This is a genomic window from Pseudomonas sp. W17 (assembly GCF_040268305.1).
In the GTDB taxonomy this organism is placed as follows: Bacteria; Pseudomonadota; Gammaproteobacteria; order Pseudomonadales; family Pseudomonadaceae; genus Aquipseudomonas; species Aquipseudomonas protegens.
Genome location: NZ_CP158490.1, coordinates 7,050,231 through 7,067,923, shown reverse-complemented (window position 1 = coordinate 7,067,923; position 17,693 = coordinate 7,050,231). Strand labels below are relative to the sequence as shown.

At 64.0% G+C, this 17,693-nt stretch carries 15 protein-coding genes; 8 read left to right on the top strand and 7 right to left on the bottom strand.

Annotation, left to right across the window (positions count from 1 at the left end; all coding sequences use genetic code 11):
• Window positions 1-10: 10 nt before the first annotated feature.
• The 4 genes from dksA (at window position 11) to ABCR88_RS32600 (ending at window position 3,463) form a co-directional block, all read left to right on the top strand.
• Window positions 11-415: an RNA polymerase-binding protein DksA gene (gene dksA, locus ABCR88_RS32615; protein WP_011064339.1), complete on the top strand. Its 405-nt coding sequence runs from the start codon at window positions 11-13 to the stop codon at window positions 413-415.
• Window positions 416-445: 30 nt separating this feature from the next.
• On the top strand, window positions 446-1,654 hold the full coding sequence (gene zigA / locus ABCR88_RS32610; protein ID WP_041120476.1) for a zinc metallochaperone GTPase ZigA: 1,209 nt from the start codon (window positions 446-448) through the stop codon (window positions 1,652-1,654).
• Window positions 1,654-2,355: a DUF1826 domain-containing protein gene (locus ABCR88_RS32605; RefSeq protein ID WP_125062485.1), complete on the top strand. Its 702-nt coding sequence runs from the start codon at window positions 1,654-1,656 to the stop codon at window positions 2,353-2,355. The genes zigA and ABCR88_RS32605 overlap by 1 nt, the downstream gene beginning before the upstream one ends.
• Before the next feature lie 145 nt (window positions 2,356-2,500).
• Window positions 2,501-3,463, top strand: coding sequence for a CobW-like GTP-binding protein (locus ABCR88_RS32600; protein ID WP_325985377.1), 963 nt, complete (start codon window positions 2,501-2,503; stop codon window positions 3,461-3,463).
• 23 nt (window positions 3,464-3,486) lie between these two features.
• On the opposite strand, the gene ABCR88_RS32595 is transcribed toward ABCR88_RS32600, so the two are convergent.
• Window positions 3,487-3,879, bottom strand: coding sequence for a DUF3301 domain-containing protein (locus tag ABCR88_RS32595; protein ID WP_015637540.1), 393 nt, complete (start codon window positions 3,877-3,879; stop codon window positions 3,487-3,489).
• A 117-nt stretch (window positions 3,880-3,996) separates the two neighbouring features.
• On the opposite strand from ABCR88_RS32595, the gene pdxY reads away from it, so the two are divergent.
• Window positions 3,997-4,869 (top strand): pyridoxal kinase PdxY, encoded by an 873-nt coding sequence (gene pdxY, locus ABCR88_RS32590; protein ID WP_325985376.1) that lies wholly within the window; start codon window positions 3,997-3,999, stop codon window positions 4,867-4,869.
• 7 nt (window positions 4,870-4,876) lie between these two features.
• Here pdxY and ABCR88_RS32585 read toward each other — a convergent pair whose 3' ends face one another.
• Both ABCR88_RS32585 and ABCR88_RS32580 read right to left on the bottom strand, forming a co-directional pair.
• Window positions 4,877-6,289: an APC family permease gene (locus tag ABCR88_RS32585; protein WP_350023409.1), complete on the bottom strand. Its 1,413-nt coding sequence runs from the start codon at window positions 6,287-6,289 to the stop codon at window positions 4,877-4,879.
• Between the two features lie 254 nt (window positions 6,290-6,543).
• Window positions 6,544-7,029: an acyl-CoA thioesterase gene (locus ABCR88_RS32580; protein WP_011064332.1), complete on the bottom strand. Its 486-nt coding sequence runs from the start codon at window positions 7,027-7,029 to the stop codon at window positions 6,544-6,546.
• Window positions 7,030-7,318: 289 nt separating this feature from the next.
• On the opposite strand from ABCR88_RS32580, the gene ABCR88_RS32575 reads away from it, so the two are divergent.
• Entirely contained in the window at window positions 7,319-9,082 is a 1,764-nt protein-coding gene (locus ABCR88_RS32575; protein WP_011064331.1) for a cation:proton antiporter, read from the top strand.
• 71 nt (window positions 9,083-9,153) lie between these two features.
• Here the strand turns inward: ABCR88_RS32575 and ABCR88_RS32570 are convergent, their stop codons facing one another.
• From ABCR88_RS32570 to uvrD, 4 genes are all read right to left on the bottom strand, one after another.
• A complete protein-coding gene (locus ABCR88_RS32570) occupies window positions 9,154-9,561 on the bottom strand; it encodes an SMI1/KNR4 family protein (RefSeq protein WP_011064330.1) in 408 nt (135 codons plus the stop codon).
• A gap of 136 nt (window positions 9,562-9,697) precedes the next feature.
• Window positions 9,698-10,573, bottom strand: coding sequence for a Tim44 domain-containing protein (locus tag ABCR88_RS32565; protein WP_047290098.1), 876 nt, complete (start codon window positions 10,571-10,573; stop codon window positions 9,698-9,700).
• Window positions 10,574-10,753: 180 nt separating this feature from the next.
• On the bottom strand, window positions 10,754-11,194 hold the full coding sequence (locus ABCR88_RS32560) for an EamA family transporter (protein ID WP_350404922.1): 441 nt from the start codon (window positions 11,192-11,194) through the stop codon (window positions 10,754-10,756).
• Between the two features lie 117 nt (window positions 11,195-11,311).
• The gene (gene uvrD, locus ABCR88_RS32555) at window positions 11,312-13,495 is read right to left on the bottom strand and encodes a DNA helicase II (RefSeq protein WP_011064327.1); all 2,184 of its coding nucleotides are present in this window, start codon (window positions 13,493-13,495) and stop codon (window positions 11,312-11,314) included.
• A gap of 247 nt (window positions 13,496-13,742) precedes the next feature.
• Between uvrD and ABCR88_RS32550 the strand changes: the two genes are divergently transcribed.
• Window positions 13,743-16,607 (top strand): GGDEF domain-containing phosphodiesterase, encoded by a 2,865-nt coding sequence (locus tag ABCR88_RS32550; RefSeq protein ID WP_011064326.1) that lies wholly within the window; start codon window positions 13,743-13,745, stop codon window positions 16,605-16,607.
• A gap of 167 nt (window positions 16,608-16,774) precedes the next feature.
• Window positions 16,775-17,641, top strand: coding sequence for a transcriptional regulator HexR (gene hexR / locus ABCR88_RS32545; RefSeq protein ID WP_011064325.1), 867 nt, complete (start codon window positions 16,775-16,777; stop codon window positions 17,639-17,641).
• Window positions 17,642-17,693: the final 52 nt, after the last annotated feature.

The window sequence follows — 17,693 nt, the reverse complement described above, 5'->3', positions numbered from 1 at the left end:
GTGACTCGCCATGACTGAACAAGACCTTCTCGCCCAACCCGAGACGCACTACATGAACGAAGCCCAGCAGGGCTTCTTTCGCCAGCTGCTGCTGGCCCAGCGCAGTGATCTGCAGGAGCGCATTGCCGGCGAGTTCGACCAGCTGCGCGAGCAGGAACCCCACAGCGACCCCGCCGACATCGGCAGTGCCGAAGAGCAGCGCCAGTGGCAACTGCGCCTGCTGGAGCGGGAAAAGAAGCTTCTGGACAAGATCGACGAAGCCCTGGAGCGCCTGGCCCGTGGCGAATACGGCTGGTGCCGCGACACCGGCGAGCCCATCGGCCTCAAGCGCCTGCTGCTGCGGCCCACCGCCACCCTGTGTATCGAAGCCAAAGAACGCCAAGAGCTGCGCGAACGCCATCAACGGGCGCTTTGACCCAGCCGCGATCCTGATGAGGAACAACCCATGACCGACCGTCTCCCCGTTACCGTGCTGTCCGGCTTTCTCGGCGCCGGCAAAAGCACCTTGCTCAATCACATCCTGCGCAACCGCGACCACCTGCGGGTGGCGGTGATCGTCAACGACATGAGCGAAATCAACATCGATGGCAGCGAAGTGCAGCGCGATGTCAGCCTCAACCGCGCCGAAGAAAAACTGGTGGAAATGAGCAACGGCTGCATCTGCTGCACCCTGCGCGAAGACCTGCTGGAGGAAGTGGGCAAGCTGGCCCGCGACGGGCGCTTCGACTACCTGCTGATCGAATCCACCGGGATTTCCGAGCCGCTGCCGGTGGCGGAAACCTTCACCTTTCGCGATGAATCCGGCCAGAGCCTGGCGGATATCGCCCGGCTCGACACCATGGTCACGGTGGTCGACGGCATGAATTTCCTGCTGGACTACCAGGCCGCGCACAGCCTGGCTTCCCGGGGCGAAACCCTGGGCGAAGACGATGAACGTTCAATCAGCGACCTGCTGATCGAACAGGTGGAGTTCGCCGACGTGATCCTGGTCAGCAAGATCGACCTGATCAGCAGCGACCAGCGCCAGGAACTGCTGGCCATCCTCAAGAGCCTCAATGCCCAGGCCGAGATCGTGCCCATGGTCATGGGCCAGGTGCCGCTGGCGAAGATCCTCAACACCGGGCGCTTCGATTTCGAGCGCGCGGCCCAGGCTCCGGGCTGGCTGCGGGAGTTGCGCGGCGAGCATGTGCCGGAAACCGAGGAGTACGGTATCGCTTCCACCGCCTACCGGGCGCGGCGGCCGTTCCATCCCCAGCGCTTCTTCGACTTCATCAACCGGCCCTGGGTCAACGGCAAGCTGCTGCGCTCCAAGGGCTTCTTCTGGCTGGCCAGCAAGTACCAGGAAGCCGGCAGCTGGTCCCAGGCCGGTGGCCTGATGCGCCATGGCTTTGCCGGGCGCTGGTGGCGCTTCGTGCCCAAGCAGCACTGGCCCCAGGACGAAGAAGGCACCGCGGCGATCATGCACAACTGGACCGCGGCCACCGGCGATTGCCGCCAGGAACTGGTGTTCATCGGCCAGAACATCGACTTCACCCGGCTTTGCGCGGAGCTCGACCTGTGCCTGCTGGATGACGATGAAATGGCCCTCGGCGTCGAGGGCTGGAGCCTGCTGAACGATCCCTTTGGCCCCTGGCATGACGAGGAAGCGGCCTGATGCTGACCCTGAACTTGCCGGTGACTCCACTGGCCAATCCGCCCAGATGGCTGCTGCTGCCGAGCGTGACCGCGCTGGTCTCTCGCCGCCAGGCCATCGGCAGCACCCCGGCGGTGCTCGCCCAGGTGCTGGAGGATGAGGTCAATCTCGGCCTCTGGCAGCGCCAGTTGCCGGCCCACATCGCCGACTTCGCCGAGTTGCTGCTGTCCCTGGACCAGCCGCTGGCCGAATCCCTGTCCCTGGAGCTGCCCGACGAAGACGCGCAACCCAATCTGCGCGGCCTGGCTTCTGGGTTCAGTGATCTGCAGGGTTATGAAGGCTTTATCGCCGATGTTGCCTGGCTGGTCAGCGCTTTTGCCTGCCTGCTCGGGGCCAGGCGCGTCGGGCTGCGCCTGCGGGTCCTGGACAAGGCCATGTGCCCGCGGTTTCACGTGGACCATGTACCGGTGCGGCTGATTACCACCTACGCCGGAGTCGGCAGCCAATGGCTGCGCGAAGGCGCCATGGACCGCAGGAAACTGGGGCAGGCCGAGGGCGAACCACGGGACCCGGCACAGATCCAGCAGATCGCCAGCGGCGACGTGGCGCTGTTCAAGGGCGAGAAATGGCACGGCAACGAAGGCTTTGGCCTGATCCACCGCTCGCCGCAGCCAGCGCCAGGGGAACGCCGGCTGATCCTCACCCTCGATTGGCTGGGTTGACCTAGGCCCGTGTAGCCGCTTGCCGAGCCTGGGCAGAGGTCCGCAGGACCATCAGCGCTCTGAAGAGCGGCGTCGAATCGAGCGGATTTTCGCCCAGGGCGGGAAGGGCGTAGCATCACCTCACAGGTTTCCCGGACCCCTTTCCATGCTGCAGAACATCCCCACCCACGTGATCGCCGGCCCCCTGGGCGCCGGCAAGACCAGCCTGATCCGCCATCTGCTGAGCCAGCGTCCGGCCGCCGAGCGCTGGGCGGTGCTGATCAACGAGTTTGGCCAGATCGGCCTGGACGCGGCCCTGCTGACCCGCGACGAAGATGGCATCGCCCTGGGCGAAGTGGCCGGCGGCTGCCTGTGCTGCGTCAACGGTGCACCGTTCCAGGTGGGCCTGGGCCGCCTGTTGCGCAAGGCCCGGCCGGACCGGCTGTTTATCGAGCCCTCCGGCCTCGGCCACCCGGCCCAATTGCTCAAGCAGTTGAATGAGGCGCCCTGGAAGGGCGTGCTGGCGGTACAACCCTGCGTGCTGGTCCTGGATGCCCAGGCGCTGGCCGCTGGCAAGCCGTTGCCCCGGGCGCAGCAGGATGCGCTGTCCAGCGCCGGCCTGCTGGTACTGAACAAGGACGAACTGCTCAGCGACAGCGACAGGTTGCGGGTGCTGGAGCAATTGCCGGACCTTCCCTTGTTCTGGACCCGCCATGCCGCCTTGCCCCTGGCCGAGCTGCCGGGCCTGGGAGCCAGCGCCGAAGCGGCCCTGGAGCAGTCGGACATTCCCCAGGGCCTGGCCCAGTTGCCGGCCGTGTGGAGCGATCCGGCGCTGCCGATCTGCCTCAGCCAGTCCCAGGAGGATGGCTGGAGCATCGGCTGGCGCTGGCACCCCAGCCAACAGTTCGATCTGGTCCGGGTCGAGCACTGGCTGCAGAACCTCGACTGGCGCCGGGCCAAGCTGGTGCTCCACAGTGATCAAGGCTGGCGGTCGGGCAACGGGCTGGATAATTCACCGCTGAACTGGCTGCCCAGCGAATGGCGCCGGGATTCGCGCCTGGAACTGATCTTCAGTAGCCCTCAGGATATTGCCGTCCTGCAGGCCAGTCTCGATGCCTGTCGCCTGTAGAAAAAACGGCGTGCACGCCGCTCTTACGGCTTGAACTTGCGATGTTCCTCGCGCCACTGGCTCAGCTCGATCACCTCGGCACTGGGCAGGGGCTCCTTGGCTTCGAACGGGTAGGGCGCCAGCTCGATATGGGCGCTGTGGGCGCCGAACTGGGTGATGGTCCCGGCATGACGGGTTTCCCCAGTCACGGTGAACTCGAAGTTGTAGACCCGCGCCAGGCGCCGCCGGCCATTGCCATCCTTGACGAAACCGATGCGCTTGAGCGCCACGTTACCGTCCAGCAACTCGATGTCGAGCCGCGCGCAGTGCTGCTTGACCCGCTCCAGGGCCCGTTCGCGCAGGCCGTGGTTGTGCCACAGCCAGGCAGCAGCGGTTGCCAGCAGCATCAGCACAAAGATGTTTCCAAGGGTCAGCATGAAGGTTTGCTCCAACGAGGTGGCGTCAGCTTAACTGCGACTCCGGTCTGTCGTACAGGCTGCGTTTAGTCGCATACTGCGCGGCTTGAATTCCACCGGTTTTATGGAAAATCCTGCATGAAACGTACGCCCCACCTGCTTGCGATCCAGTCCCATGTGGTTTTCGGCCATGCCGGCAACAGTGCCGCGGTATTCCCCATGCAGCGGGTCGGGGTGAATGTCTGGCCGCTGAATACGGTGCAGTTCTCCAACCACACTCAGTATGGTCAGTGGGCCGGGGAAGTGCTGGCGCCACAGCAGATTCCCGAGCTGGTGGAAGGCATTGCCGCCATCGGCGAGCTGGGCAACTGCGACGCGGTGCTGTCCGGCTACCTGGGCAGCGCGGCCCAGGGCCGGGCGATCCTCAGCGGTGTGGCGCGGATCAAGGCGGTCAATCCCAAGGCCCTGTACTTGTGTGACCCGGTGATGGGCCACCCGGAGAAGGGCTGCAGCGTGCCGGCTGAAGTCAGCGACTTCCTGCTGGACGAGGCCGTGGCCATGGCGGATTTTCTCTGCCCCAACCAGCTGGAGCTGGACAGCTTCTGCGGGCGCAAGCCGCAATCGCTGTTCGACTGCCTGGGCATGGCCCGGTCGCTGCTGGACAAGGGCCCCCGGGCGGTGCTGGTCAAGCACCTGGACTACCCGGGCAAGCTGGCGGACGGTTTCGAGATGCTGCTGGTGACCGCTGGTGGCAGCTGGCACCTGCGCCGTCCATTACTGGCGTTCCCGCGCCAGCCGGTGGGGGTGGGCGACTTGACCTCAGGCCTGTTCCTGGCCCGGGTATTGTTGGGGGACAGCCTGGTGGCGGCCTTCGAATTCACCGCCGCGGCGGTGCATGAAGTACTGCTGGAAACCCAGGCCTGCGCCAGTTACGAGCTGGAGCTGGTGCGCGCCCAGGACCGCATCGCCCACCCACGGGTGCGCTTCGAGGCCACGCCGATCGGCTTCTGAGGCGGGCTCAGGCCTGCTCGGAAAACTGCACGGTCGGCGCGGGCTGGCGAAAGCCCCGGGTGTGTAGGCCCAGGTACAGCAGGCCCAGGGCGAACCAGGCCAGGCCGATGCCCAGGGTCAGGGCCGAAAGGCTGGTCCACAGCCAGGCGATCAGGGCAAAGCCGATCAACGGCAGCAGGCCGTATTGCAAGAGCCGTGCGGTGCTGCGCGGCTGGCCCTGGCCCAGGTGACTCTTGATCACCGCCAGGTTGACCACCGAGAACGCCACCAGTGCACCGAAGCTGATCATCGACGCCAGGGTGGTGAGGTCGATGACCACCGCCAGCAATGACACCAGCGACACCAGGACAATGGCCACCACCGGGGTCTTGTAGCGCTCGGACAGGGTACCGAACACCCGACGTGGCAGGATGCCGTCACGGCCCATGCTGAACAGAATGCGCGATACCGAGGCCTGGGATGCCAGAGCCGAACCGGCGGCGCCGGCGACATAGGTGGCGGTGAAGAACATCTCCAGGAAGCGTCCGCCGGCGTGCAGCATGACCTCGCTGGCCGCCGAGTCGGCGTCCTTGAAACTGCTGCCGGGGAACGCCAGCTGGCTGGTCATGGCCAGCAGGATGAACAACAGGCCGGCGCCCAGGGTGGTGATGACGATTGCCCGGGGGATGTCCCGGCGCGGATCGCGGGTTTCCTCGGCCAGGGTCGACACCGCGTCAAAGCCCAGGAACGACAGGCACAGCACCGCGGCCCCGGCCATCAGCGGCAACAGCCCATCCTGGCTGCCATCGCCGACCCAGGGTGCGCTCAGGTCCAGGCTCTCGGCCCCTGCCAACTGGCGGACCACCAGGGCCACGAACACCACCACGAAGACCATCTGCGCGCAGACGATCAGGTTGCTCATGCTCGATACCGAGCCGATGCCGCGGATGTTCAGCAGCGTCACCAGGCTGATGGTCGCCACCACGAAAACCCAGGCCGGCACGGCGGGGAAGGCCAGGTTGAGGAACAGGCCGATCACCAGGTAATTGATCATCGGCAGGAACAGGTAATCCAGCAGCAGCGACCAGCCGGCAAGGAAGCCGATGCCCGGGCCGAAACTGAGGCTGGCGTAGGAATAGGCTGAGCCGGCAATGGGGTATTTCTTGACCATTACGCTGTAGGAAAGGGCGGTGAAGATCATCGCCAGCAGGGTGATCACATAGGCTGCGGCGGTGCGCCCGCCGGTGAGTTGGGTGACCACGCCGTAGGTGGTGAAGACGGTCAGCGGGACCATGTACACCAGGCCGAAGAACACCAGGGCCGGCAGGCCGAGGATGCGCCGCAGCGAGGTGCCCTGGGCACTGTGGGTGAAGCCGCCATCGAGGCTGGCGTTATGGGCGGACGCAGGGGGGCTGCTGGAGAGAGCATTGGCGCTGGGCATTTTTATTGTTCTCACGCGTTCGTTGGCTCGAAGGCTCCCCGGACGGGGAGTGCGTTTGTGCCTTGCCCTTCGATTCTGGCAGCGGTGCCCTGGGGGCATAACTCTCGATGTGGTCAAAAAGGGATGGATCTGGCCATTCGGGATGACCGCAGAAGCCTGCTGGCGGGTGTTGGAGTGTGGCGGCGGAGCGCTGGAAGCTCTGGAGGGGGGAGGACCGTCCGTGGCCCTGCTGAATCAGCGGTGCAGCTTGAGCATCAAGGGCCGTCGGCCTTGATTTCCCGGTAGCGCTGCTCCAGTTCCTGGCGGATCTGCCGGCGCTGCCGGGCCTGGATAAAGCGTCGCTTGCCGTCGGCGGTTTCCGGCTGCAGCGGCGGCACCTGGGCCGGCTTGCGCTGGTCGTCCACCGCCACCATGGTGAAGAAGCAGCTGTTGGTGTGGCGCACCGAACGCTCGCGGATATTCTCGGTGACCACCTTGATGCCCACCTCCATGGAGGTGTTGCCGGTGTAGTTGACCGAGGCCAGGAAGGTCACCAGCTCGCCGACATGGATCGGCTCGCGGAAGATCACCTGGTCCACCGACAGGGTCACCACGTAGCGGCCGGCGTAACGGCTGGCGCAGGCATAGGCGACTTCATCGAGGTACTTGAGCAAGGTGCCGCCGTGGACATTGCCAGAGAAATTGGCCATGTCAGGGGTCATCAATACCGTCATCGACAGTTGGGCGTTTCCGGGTTCCATAGCACGCTCACGGTTCTGGGCAGGGGTTGCTGGAGCACCTCTGCGGGTGCTGGCTCCAAAGGGTTTTCAAACCATCGATAACGGGACGCCGGGCCGGGCCACGTCGTCACGCCCTGGTGGATCTGTTTCCTAATATTGCACCGCCTTCCTGCCGGAAGTCGCGGTGTTAACCTGCAAAACACCCGTTCCAGGGCATTTTCCGCTTCTATTTTGGATATTTCCTTCTACTGATCAGAACATTCTTTTTAGGCGATCACCCCCGCCCAGCATTCCAAGGAGAGCCCCGGCCATGCATGCCATCAGCTTCATTCAGGACCTGGCCGTGATCATGCTGGTCGCAGGCGTGGTGACCATCCTCTTCCATCGCCTCAAGCAGCCTGTCGTGCTGGGCTACATAGTCGCCGGCTTCATCATCGGCCCTCACACTCCGCCTTTCGGGCTGATCCACGACGAACAGACCATCAAGACCCTGGCCGAGCTGGGGGTGATTTTCCTGATGTTCTGCCTGGGGCTGGAATTCAGCCTGCGCAAGCTGTTCAAGGTCGGGGCCACGGCCTTTATCGCGGCGTTCCTGGAAATCGTCTTGATGATCTGGATCGGCTACGAGATCGGCCGCTGGTTCGGCTGGAGCACCATGGATTCGCTGTTCCTCGGGGCGATCCTGGCCATTTCTTCCACCACCATCATCGTCAAGGCGCTCAATGACCTGAAGATGAAGAACGAGCGCTTCGCCCAGCTGATCTTCGGCGTACTGATCGTCGAGGACATCCTCGGCATCGGCATCATCGCCTTGCTGTCGAGCATCGCGGTCAGCGGTACGGTGAGTTCCGGCGAGGTGTTCTCCACCGTCGGCAAGCTTTCGCTGTTCATGATCGTGGCGCTGGTGATCGGCATCCTGCTGGTGCCGCGCCTGCTGGCCTACGTGGCCAGGTTCGACAGCAACGAGATGCTGCTGATCACCGTGCTGGGGCTGTGTTTCGGCTTCTGCCTGCTGGTGGTCAAACTGGAGTACAGCATGGTCCTGGGGGCCTTCCTGATCGGTGCGATCATGGCCGAGTCCCGCCAGTTGCTGAAGATCGAGCGGTTGATCGAACCGGTTCGCGACCTGTTCAGCGCAATCTTCTTCGTCGCCATCGGCCTGATGATCGACCCGCAGATCCTCCTGCAATACGCCTGGCCGATTGCCGTGATCACGGTGGCGGTGGTGCTGGGCAAGATGCTGTCCTGCGGCATGGGGGCCTTTATCGCCGGCAATGATGGACGCACCTCACTGCGGGTAGGCATGGGCCTGTCACAGATTGGCGAATTTTCCTTCATCATCGCCGCACTGGGCATGACCCTGCAGGTCACCAGCGACTTCCTCTACCCGGTAGCGGTGGCGGTGTCCGCCATCACCACCTTGCTCACGCCCTACCTGATCCGTGCCGCGGACCCGCTATCGCTGAAGCTGGCAGGGGTCCTGCCCAAGCGCCTGAGCCGGGTACTGGGCATGTATGGCGAGTGGTTGCGCAGCATCCAGCCCCAGGGCGAGGGTGCGCTGCTGGCGACGATGATCCGCAAGATCCTGCTGCAAGTGGGGGTGAACCTGGCGCTGGTGGTGGCGATCTTCTTTTCCGGTGGCTATTTCGCCAAGCGCATTGGCACCTACCTGGAAGATTGGGTCAGTGAGCCGAGCTGGCAGAAAGCCTTGATCTGGGGCGGGGCGCTGCTGCTTTCGCTGCCGTTCCTGATTGCTGCCTATCGCAAGCTCAAGGCACTGTCGATGTTGCTGGCGGAGATGGGGGTCAAGCCGGAAATGGCCGGGCGTCATACCCAGCGAGTGCGTCGGGTGATCGCCGAGGTGATCCCGATCCTGTCGCTGCTGGTGATTTTCCTGCTGCTGGCGGCGCTCTCGTCGAGCATTCTGCCGACCCTGGAACTGCTGGTGTTGATCGCCGTAGTGGCGGCGGCGGTGGCCGCGGTCCTGTGGCGCTGGTTCATCCGTGTGCATACGCGGATGCAGGTGGCGCTGATCGAAACCTTCGACCACAGCAAGGACAACAGTGGGCATTGACCTTGCCGCTCGCCGGCAGGGCGCCGGCGAGCTGTTTCAGTCGCCGCGGTGCACGCAGCCGCGGCGGCGTCTCAGCTTTCCAGCCAGACGTCCCGCGCCCAGTGCCACACCGATTCCCAGGATTCTTCGGTGATCAGCTCTTCTTCGCCGGACCACAGCACCACGGTGCCGTCTTCCTCGACGCAGTAGTAATCGTCGCCGTCCTGGCAGATCGGGATCAGCTCGCGCGGCACGCCCATGTCCCAGGCGGTCGCAGCCACTTCCGGCAGGTAGGTGTGGGATTGCGGATCGGTGACGGTCACAGGTTCCAGGCTGCCGTAAACCACGTCGCTGACCGTCAACAGGAACTCCTTGAAGACGAACGGGATATTGATGAACAGCTGTTCTTCAATTTCCACCAGCTGATCTTCGTCCGGCAGTTCCAGGGGGACGGGTACCGGTTCGTTGGCTTCCCGGAGTTGTTCGATGACTTCTTCCACGGCCTGGGTCCTCTTAGCTCTATGGCGCGGTTGTTTGACGGCGGTTTATACAGTAGCTCGCTATAAGTGCAATCGTGAAATGCAAAACCCCGACCTGAGTCGGGGTTTTGCCTTACAGCTGTGACAGCAGAATGAATCAGCCGTTCTGGCGGATACCTGCTACCAGCCATGGCTGGTTGTCGCCCTGGGCGCGTTCCATGTTCCAGCTTTCGCTGAACACTTCGCCCTGGTCGAAGCGCGAGGTCTTCGACACACCGCTGAAGGTCAGGGTGGCGATGGTCTTGTCGGCACGGTCATCCACACCTTCGAGCTGCACTTGCAGGTTGTCGATGTAGGTGGACTGGAAGCCGTCGCCCAGATCGGCACGTTCCTGTTTCAGGAACTGCAGCATCTGTGGGGTCACGAATTCGGCGATCTTGTCCATTTCGTTGGCGTCCCAGTGTTGCTGCAGGGACTGGAAGTGATTGCGCGCCGCTTCAATGAAGCGCTCTTCATTGAACCAGGCCGGTGCGTTGATTACCGGACGCGCGGCAGGCGCTGGCGAACCACCGAAGATCGAACCGCCGGCAGGCTGCTGGGGCTCGAAGGCTTCGCGCTGCATCGGCGCGTGGCCGGCTGGAGCGTATTGCTCCTGCTGCTTGCGGCGACGAGCGGCGATGAAGCGGAAGATCACAAAGGCGATGACCGCCATGATCAGGATGTCGAAGATCTGCATGCCCTGGAAGCCGCCGCCCATGAACATGGAGGCCAGCAGGCCACCGGCAGCGATGCCGGCCAGAGGGCCGAGCCAGCGCGAAGCACCGCCGGCCTTGGCAGCAGCGCCCGCGGCACCGGCTGCGCCCGCGGTGGCTGCAGCGGCGGGAGCGCCCGGAGCGGTTGGCGCCGCCTGGCGGGTTTGGTGGGTCGGGGCAGCGCCGACGCTTTTGCCGCCACCAAAGCGCTTGGCGTTGGCGTCGAGGCTCATCGTCAGGCCGATGCACAGCGCCATGGCGATGCTAAGAAAACGTTTCATAAAGGGGGTTCCCATTTGTGGATGGCACGCGCGCCATATTGCACAGGTGAAGTGTCAGTGGCGAGCGGCATAATGTTTCGGGCTTTTGCCTGACAGCCTCGGTTCAGCTTCGCCAGGCGTCATGCTCGCCGATAGGTTCTTGGTCCCCGCAGACCTGGCTCTGGTTCAACCCGAAAGCCGTTAGCGGCGCAGTGCCAGTAGCACCACACCTGCGGTGATCAACCCGATTCCGCCCCACTGCCGCAGGTCGAGCTTCTCTCCCAGCAGGCACACGCCGATGATCGCGACGAACACCACGCTAAGCTTGTCCACCGGCGCCACCAATGAAGCGGGGCCGAGTTTCAAGGCGCGGAAATAGCACAGCCAGGATGCGCCCGTGGCCAGCCCGGACAACAGCAGGAACAGGTAGCTTTTGGGAGAAATCGATCCCAGGGACTGATATTGGCCCGTTGCGTACAAAATCAAGGCCAGGCTGACCAGTACCACCACGGTGCGCAGCAGGGTGGCGAAGTCTGAATTGACGTTTTCTATCCCGACTTTGGCGAAGATCGCCGTCAACGCGGCGAAAGTTGCCGACAACAGGGCCCAGAATGTCCAGGAGGAAAAAAAGCCTGAGCCCATGTTCGCGCTTCCCTTTCTGCACTGAGCTGTAGGAGCCGGCTTGCCGGCGAAGAAGCCTTGGTGCCGACCTTCGCCAGTGAGATTCGCCGGCACGCCGGCTCCTACGGTCGGGTGGGGTTAGATGGCTTCCAGCTTGGCATAGCCGAGCATCAGCCACTTGCTGCCTTCGCTGAAGTTGACCTGGACCCGGGCCTGGGCGCCGGCACCCTCGAAATTGAGGATCACCCCGTCGCCGAACACCGAGTGCCGTACCGCCTGGCCGAGGCTCAGGCCGGTGTCCGGGATTTCGCTGCCGCCGAACAGGCTGCTGGTACTTTGTGACTGGCCGCCGCCGAAAGGCCGGCTGACGCTGTTGGACAGCCGCACTTCCTGAATCAGCCCTTTGGGCACCTCGCGCACGAAACGCGACACCTTGTTGTAGGTTTCGCTGCCGTACAGGCGTCGGGTTTCCGCGTAGGTCATCACCAGGTTTTGCATGGCCCGGGTAATGCCCACATACGCCAGCCGGCGTTCTTCCTCAAGGCGGCCGGGTTCTTCCAGGCTCATCTTGTGGGGGAACAGGCCTTCTTCCATGCCCACCAGGAACACGTAGGGGAACTCCAGACCCTTGGCGCTGTGCAGGGTCATCAGTTGCACGCTGTCTTCATGCTCGTCGGCCTGGGTATCGCCGGCTTCCAGGGAAGCGTGGCCGAGGAATGCCGCCAGGGGCGTCAGGTCTTCGTCCTCTTCGGTGTTCTCGAAGTTGCGCGCGGCGCTCACCAGTTCCTCGAGGTTTTCCACCCGGGCCTGGCCTTTTTCGCCTTTTTCCGCTTCGTGGTAGGCAATCAGCCCCGACTGCTCGATGACGGTCTGGGTCATCAGGTGCAGGGGCATTTCCAGGGTCTTGGCGGCGAGGTTTTCGATCAGTTCGATAAAGGCCCCCAGCGCACCTGCAGCGCGCCCGGTCAGGCCCTTATTGGCCACCAGCTGGCGCATGGCTTCCCACATCGATACATCGCTGTGGCGCGCATGCTCGCGGATGGCTTCGACGGTCTTCTCGCCGATGCCCCGGGCTGGCACGTTGATCACCCGCTCCAGGGCTGCGTCGTTGCCACGGCCTTCCAGGAGGCGCAGGTAAGCCATGGCGTTCTTGATTTCCGCCCGCTCGAAGAAGCGCTGGCCGCCATAGATGCGGTACGGAATGCGTTCGCGCAGCAAGGCTTCTTCCAGCACCCGGGACTGGGCGTTGGAGCGGTAGAGAATGGCGATGTCGCTGCGGGCCAGGCCGGTCTTCAGCGCGCTCTCGATGGTTTCCACTACATAGCGGGCTTCATCGTGCTCGTTGAAGGCGGCATACAGGTTGATGGCTTCACCGTCGCCGCCGTCGGTCCACAGCTCCTTGCCCAGGCGCCCGGTGTTGTTGGCGATCAGGGCGTTGGCAGCCTTGAGGATGCCGGCAGTAGAGCGGTAGTTCTGCTCCAGGCGGATCACTTCGGTGTCCGGGAAGTCGGCGGAGTACTGGTGGATGTTCTCGATTTTCGCCCCGCGCCAGCCGTAGATCGACTGGTCGTCGTCGCCCACCACCATCAGGCTGTCGCCACCCTGGGCCAGCAACCGCAGCCAGGCGTATTGCACGGCGTTGGTGTCCTGGAATTCGTCCACCAGCACGTGGCGGAAACGCTTCTGGTAGTGCGCCAGCAAACCCGGGTGGTCGCGCCACAGGTCCAGGGCGCGCAGCAGCAGTTCGGAGAAGTCGATGACCCCGGCGCGCTGGCAGGCGGCCTCGTAGGCCTCATAGATGCCGCGCATGGTGGCCAGGAACAGGTCGCCGCTGGCCTGGATATGTTGCGGGCGCAGGCCTTCGTCCTTCTGCCCGTTGATGAACCACTGGGCCTGGCGGGCCGGCCAGCGCTGTTCGTCCAGGCCCAGCTCGCGGATTACCCGCTTGACCAGGCGTTGCTGGTCGTCGCTGTCGAGGATCTGGAAGGTCTGGCTCAGCCCCGCTTCCTGCCAGTGGGCCCGCAGCAGGCGGTGGGCCAGGCCGTGGAAGGTGCCGACCCACATGCCTGCCGGGTTGATGCCCAGCAGTTGTTCGATGCGATGGCGCATCTCGGCTGCGGCCTTGTTGGTGAAGGTCACCGACAGGATCGAGTGGGGTGAGGCGTTCTCGACCTGGATCAACCAGGCGATACGGTGCACCAGCACACGGGTTTTGCCGGAGCCAGCACCGGCCAGGACCAACTGACGACCCACGGAGGCAGCTACGGCCTGGCGTTGGGCGTCGTTGAGGGAGTTCAACAGGAGGGAGAGATCATCGCGCATCGGGGCATTCTAGGGGGCGGCGCCACCCCGGGCAAACCCGGCTTTGCATTAGCCGATAAAACAGCCGCCGATGACGACCGGTTGGTCACAGGCCCCAGCCATTGGCGCTTCTCGCCCGGACGCTTTCAGGGTGCAAGCCGGGCCATCCGGTTTTATCGATTTTATGACCTGGAGCAGTTTGGCTCGGGGCTTTGCTTGTGTATGCTCCGGCGACGTTTCGGGCTCAACCATTATAAGAACACTGCCTATGACACTTAACCCCGACCTGTCCGGGCCCTTTGTGGAGCCCCGGGTCATCCGCCAGCACTACGCCGTGGAGATGGCAGTGGAGCGTACGCGCCTGCTGTACCAGGGCTCGTTGCTGCCTACCTTGTTCATGTTGCTCAACGGCCTGGTGTGCACCTGGCTGCTATGGAGCCCGGCGCGCTATCTGTTGCTCAGTGTGTGGATGGTCTGGCTGCTGGCCCTGGTGGCCTTGCGGGTGATCCAGGTGGCGGCCTTCGATTCGGCGATTCCCAGCCGCCAGGCACAGCCGGTGTGGCAACGCATGTTTCTCCTGGGCTCGGCGGTCAGTGGCCTGACCCTGGCCTGCGCCGGCATCGCCCTGGTGCCCACCGACAATTTCCTGCAGCAGGCCTGGGTCTTCGGCCTCATCGGTGCGGCCATCCTCTCCGCCAGCGTAGCCTACGCGGTGAGCCTGCAGGCCTTCCTTTCATTCACCTTGCCATGTCTGTTGCCGGCCATCGCCTACCTGTTCTGGGGCGGCGACGACCAGCAGCGTGGCTGGGGCTGGCTCGGGCTGATCCTGCTGGTGTCGCTGAGTGTGGTGGCCTGGCAGGTCAACCGCCTGATGCAGCGCGGCCTGCTGCGGCGTTTTCAGAACCAGGCCCTGATCGAGCACCTGCAGAATGCCCAGGGCCGCAGCGATCAGCTCAACCGCGAGCTGGCCCGGGAAGTGGAGCAGCGCCGCCGTGCCGAGGAGCAACTGCGCGAAGCCCAGACCGGGCTGGAACAGCGAGTGGCCCAGCGCAGCCTGGAGCTGGACGCCGCCAACCAGGCCCTGAGCAAGAGCGAGGCGCGCCTAGCCCTGGCCCTGAACGCCAGCGAGCTGGGGCTGTGGGACTGGAACCTGCAGACCGACGAGGTCCATCACACCCAGATCAAGGAGCTGTTCGGCCTGGAGCCGGAAGATGTCACGGCCATGCTCAGCCATCTCAAGCCACGCCTGCATCCGGAAGACCTGCCCCTGCTCAAGCGCGCCCTGGTGGAGCACCTCAAGGGCCGCAGCGACGATTACCAGGTGGAGTACCGGGTACGCCACGGCGCCGGCCACTGGGTGTGGATCGAGGACCGTGGCCGGGCCGTGGAGCGCAGCCCCAGTGGCCGGGTGCTGCGCATGGCCGGCACCCGTCGCGACATCAGTGCCGACAAGGAGCTGGAGGTCCAGCGCAACCTGGCGGCCACGGTGTTCGAGGCGGCCAGCGAAGGCATCGTCATCCTCGACCCCGATTACGCCTTGATCGCCGCCAATCAGGCCTTCAGCCAGGTCACCGGCTACCAGATCGAAGACATGCTCGGGCGCAATGTAGTGGAGCTGTCGTGCAGCCGCGATGCGCGCCGGCACTACCCGTTGATCCACCAGGCCCTGGAACAGTACGGCAGCTGGCAGGGCGAGTTGGTGGAGACACGCAAGAACGGCGAGCTCTACCCACAATGGCTGCAATTGAATGTCGTGCGTGATAAACGAGGAAAAGTCCGGCATATCGTGGGCTTCTTCGCCGATCTTTCGGCACGGCGCGAATCCGAGGAGCGCATGCGCTACCTCACCCATTACGACGAACTCACGGGGCTGGCCAACCGTTCGCTGTTCCGCGAGCGCCTGCGCGAGGCCCATCAGCGGGTGCGCCAGGGCGGCCGCAGCCTGGCCTTGCTGCACATCAACCTGGACCGTTTCAAGCTGCTCAACGACAGCCTTGGCCATGAAGTGGCCGACCAGTTGCTGCAAAAGATGGCCCGGCGGCTGGTCAATGCCTTGCCGGAAGCCGACACCATCGCCCGGCTTTCCGGGGACGAATTCGCCGTGCTGTTCGACGCTTACGGCAGCCTGTCGAGCCTGACCCGGGTCGCTACCCGGCTGCTGAGCAAGCTGCGCCTGCCGATCACCGTCGAGGGCCATGAACTGGTGGTCAGCGCTTCCATGGGCATCAGCATGCTGCCCGACAGCGCCCGGGAGATCGCAGCCCTGATCAGCCAGGCGAACATGGCCATGGCTCATGCCAAGCACCTGGGCGGCAACAATTTCCAGTTCTATACCGAGAGCCTGCAAGCCAGCACCCTGGAGCGCCTGCAGCTGGAAAACCAGCTGCGCAAGGCCATTGAGGAGGGCCAGTTGACGGTCTTCTACCAACCCAAGCTGTGCCTGGCCAGCGGCCGTCTGAATGCCGCCGAGGCCCTGGTGCGCTGGGATCACCCCGTCATGGGCCGGGTGCCCCCGGGAGATTTCATCGGCCTGGCGGAAGAGACCGGATTGATCGGCCCCATTGGCGAGTTCGTGTTGCGCCAGGCGTGCCGCCAAGCCTGCGAATGGCAACGCCAGGGCCTGGAGCCGATTCGCGTGTCGGTCAACCTGTCGGTGTATCAGTTGCGCCAGGGCAAGCTGGTGAGCCTGGTGCGCCAGGTGCTGGAAGAAACCGGCCTGGAGCCGCATTTTCTCGAACTGGAACTGACCGAAAGCCAACTGCTGGACAGCGTCGAGCACATCATCGCGACCTTCCAGCAACTGCGGGGCCTGGGGGTCAAGCTGGCCATCGACGACTTCGGCACTGGCTATTCGTCCCTGAGTTACCTGAAACGGATCCCGGTGGATTACGTGAAGATCGACCAGGCCTTCATTCGCGGCCTGGCCGAGGGCGGTGAGGACGCGGCGATCACCCGGGCGATCATCGCCATGGCTCATGGGCTGTCGTTGAAAGTGGTGGCCGAAGGGGTGGAAGACCCCGCGCAACTGGCCTTCCTCAAGGCGGAACACTGCGACGAGGTGCAGGGCTACCTGATCAGCCGCCCGGTGGCCGCCGAAGGCCTCGCGCTGCTGTTGCAGGCCCAGAGCCGGTAGCCGCCAGGGCTGCCTGCCACAACGGCTACATAAGTCGTACCCGGCTGAAAATGGGGGGCAGGCAGGCAACTTCGTGATGCATTGGGCGGGCAAAAAGCCGATTCCTGTAGTATAACTACAAGCTTGCTACATCCCCGGCGTCAGCCAATAACAATGAGTCCAGCCCTTTGAACCTGTTGCAGCACATCGCCCAGTCACGTCATTTGTTACGCAAATCGGAACTCAAGGTCGCCGATCACGTGCTCCTTGATCCTGCGGCCGTGATGCACAGTTCCATGGCGGACCTGGCCCACAGCGTGGGCATCAGTGAACCGACCATCGTGCGCTTCTGCCGGGCCATCGGCTGCTCCGGCTTCCAGGACCTCAAGCTCAAGCTGGCACAGAGCCTTGCCGCCGGGGCCAGCTTCGGCCAGTTCGCGATCCATGAAGACGATTCAGTCGCCGACTACAGCCTGAAGATCTTCGACACCACCCTGCATACCCTGATGGAGGTCCGCGAGAAGCTCGACCCGGTGGCCCTGCAGCAGGCGGTGACCGCCATGTCCCAGGCCCAGCGCGTGGAGTTCTACGGCTTTGGTGCCTCGGGCGCGGTAGCGGCGGATGCCCAGCACAAGTTCTTCCGTTTGCTGCTGACCGCAGCGGCCTATTCCGACCCGCACATGCAGGCGATGTCGGCGGTGACCTTGAAGCCTACCGATGTCGCCATCTGCATTTCCCAGTCCGGTCGTTCCAAGGACCTGCTGATCACCGCCAACCTGGTACGTGAAAGCGGCGCCTCGCTGATCACCCTGTGCCCGAGCCAGACGCCGTTGGCCGAGCTGTCCACGGTCAACCTGGCGATCGACGTGCACGAAGACACCGAGATCTACACCCCGCTGACCTCGCGTATCGCCCACCTGGTGGTGATCGACGTGCTGGCGATGGGCGTGGCCATGGCCCGCGGCCCGAGCCTGGTGAACCACCTCAAGAGCGTCAAGCGCAGCCTTCGCAGCTTGCGCCTGTCGCCCAAGTCGGTGAAAGCCCTGGACGACTGAGTCTCTCTGGCCGGTGATGAGGCCTCGGGGTTGTGCATCGCGCTGACCGATG

What these genes read in the sequence shown, in the direction of transcription:
- dksA (WP_011064339.1), top strand. Translation starts at nt 11, where the DNA reads ATGACTGAACAAGACCTTCTCGCCCAACCCGAGACGCACTACATGAAC.
- zigA (WP_041120476.1), top strand. Translation starts at nt 446, where the DNA reads ATGACCGACCGTCTCCCCGTTACCGTGCTGTCCGGCTTTCTCGGCGCC.
- ABCR88_RS32605 (WP_125062485.1), top strand. Translation starts at nt 1,654, where the DNA reads ATGCTGACCCTGAACTTGCCGGTGACTCCACTGGCCAATCCGCCCAGA.
- ABCR88_RS32600 (WP_325985377.1), top strand. Translation starts at nt 2,501, where the DNA reads ATGCTGCAGAACATCCCCACCCACGTGATCGCCGGCCCCCTGGGCGCC.
- ABCR88_RS32595 (WP_015637540.1), bottom strand. Translation starts at nt 3,879, where the DNA reads ATGCTGACCCTTGGAAACATCTTTGTGCTGATGCTGCTGGCAACCGCT.
- pdxY (WP_325985376.1), top strand. Translation starts at nt 3,997, where the DNA reads ATGAAACGTACGCCCCACCTGCTTGCGATCCAGTCCCATGTGGTTTTC.
- ABCR88_RS32585 (WP_350023409.1), bottom strand. Translation starts at nt 6,289, where the DNA reads ATGCCCAGCGCCAATGCTCTCTCCAGCAGCCCCCCTGCGTCCGCCCAT.
- ABCR88_RS32580 (WP_011064332.1), bottom strand. Translation starts at nt 7,029, where the DNA reads ATGGAACCCGGAAACGCCCAACTGTCGATGACGGTATTGATGACCCCT.
- ABCR88_RS32575 (WP_011064331.1), top strand. Translation starts at nt 7,319, where the DNA reads ATGCATGCCATCAGCTTCATTCAGGACCTGGCCGTGATCATGCTGGTC.
- ABCR88_RS32565 (WP_047290098.1), bottom strand. Translation starts at nt 10,573, where the DNA reads ATGAAACGTTTTCTTAGCATCGCCATGGCGCTGTGCATCGGCCTGACG.
- ABCR88_RS32560 (WP_350404922.1), bottom strand. Translation starts at nt 11,194, where the DNA reads ATGGGCTCAGGCTTTTTTTCCTCCTGGACATTCTGGGCCCTGTTGTCG.
- uvrD (WP_011064327.1), bottom strand. Translation starts at nt 13,495, where the DNA reads ATGCGCGATGATCTCTCCCTCCTGTTGAACTCCCTCAACGACGCCCAA.
- ABCR88_RS32550 (WP_011064326.1), top strand. Translation starts at nt 13,743, where the DNA reads ATGACACTTAACCCCGACCTGTCCGGGCCCTTTGTGGAGCCCCGGGTC.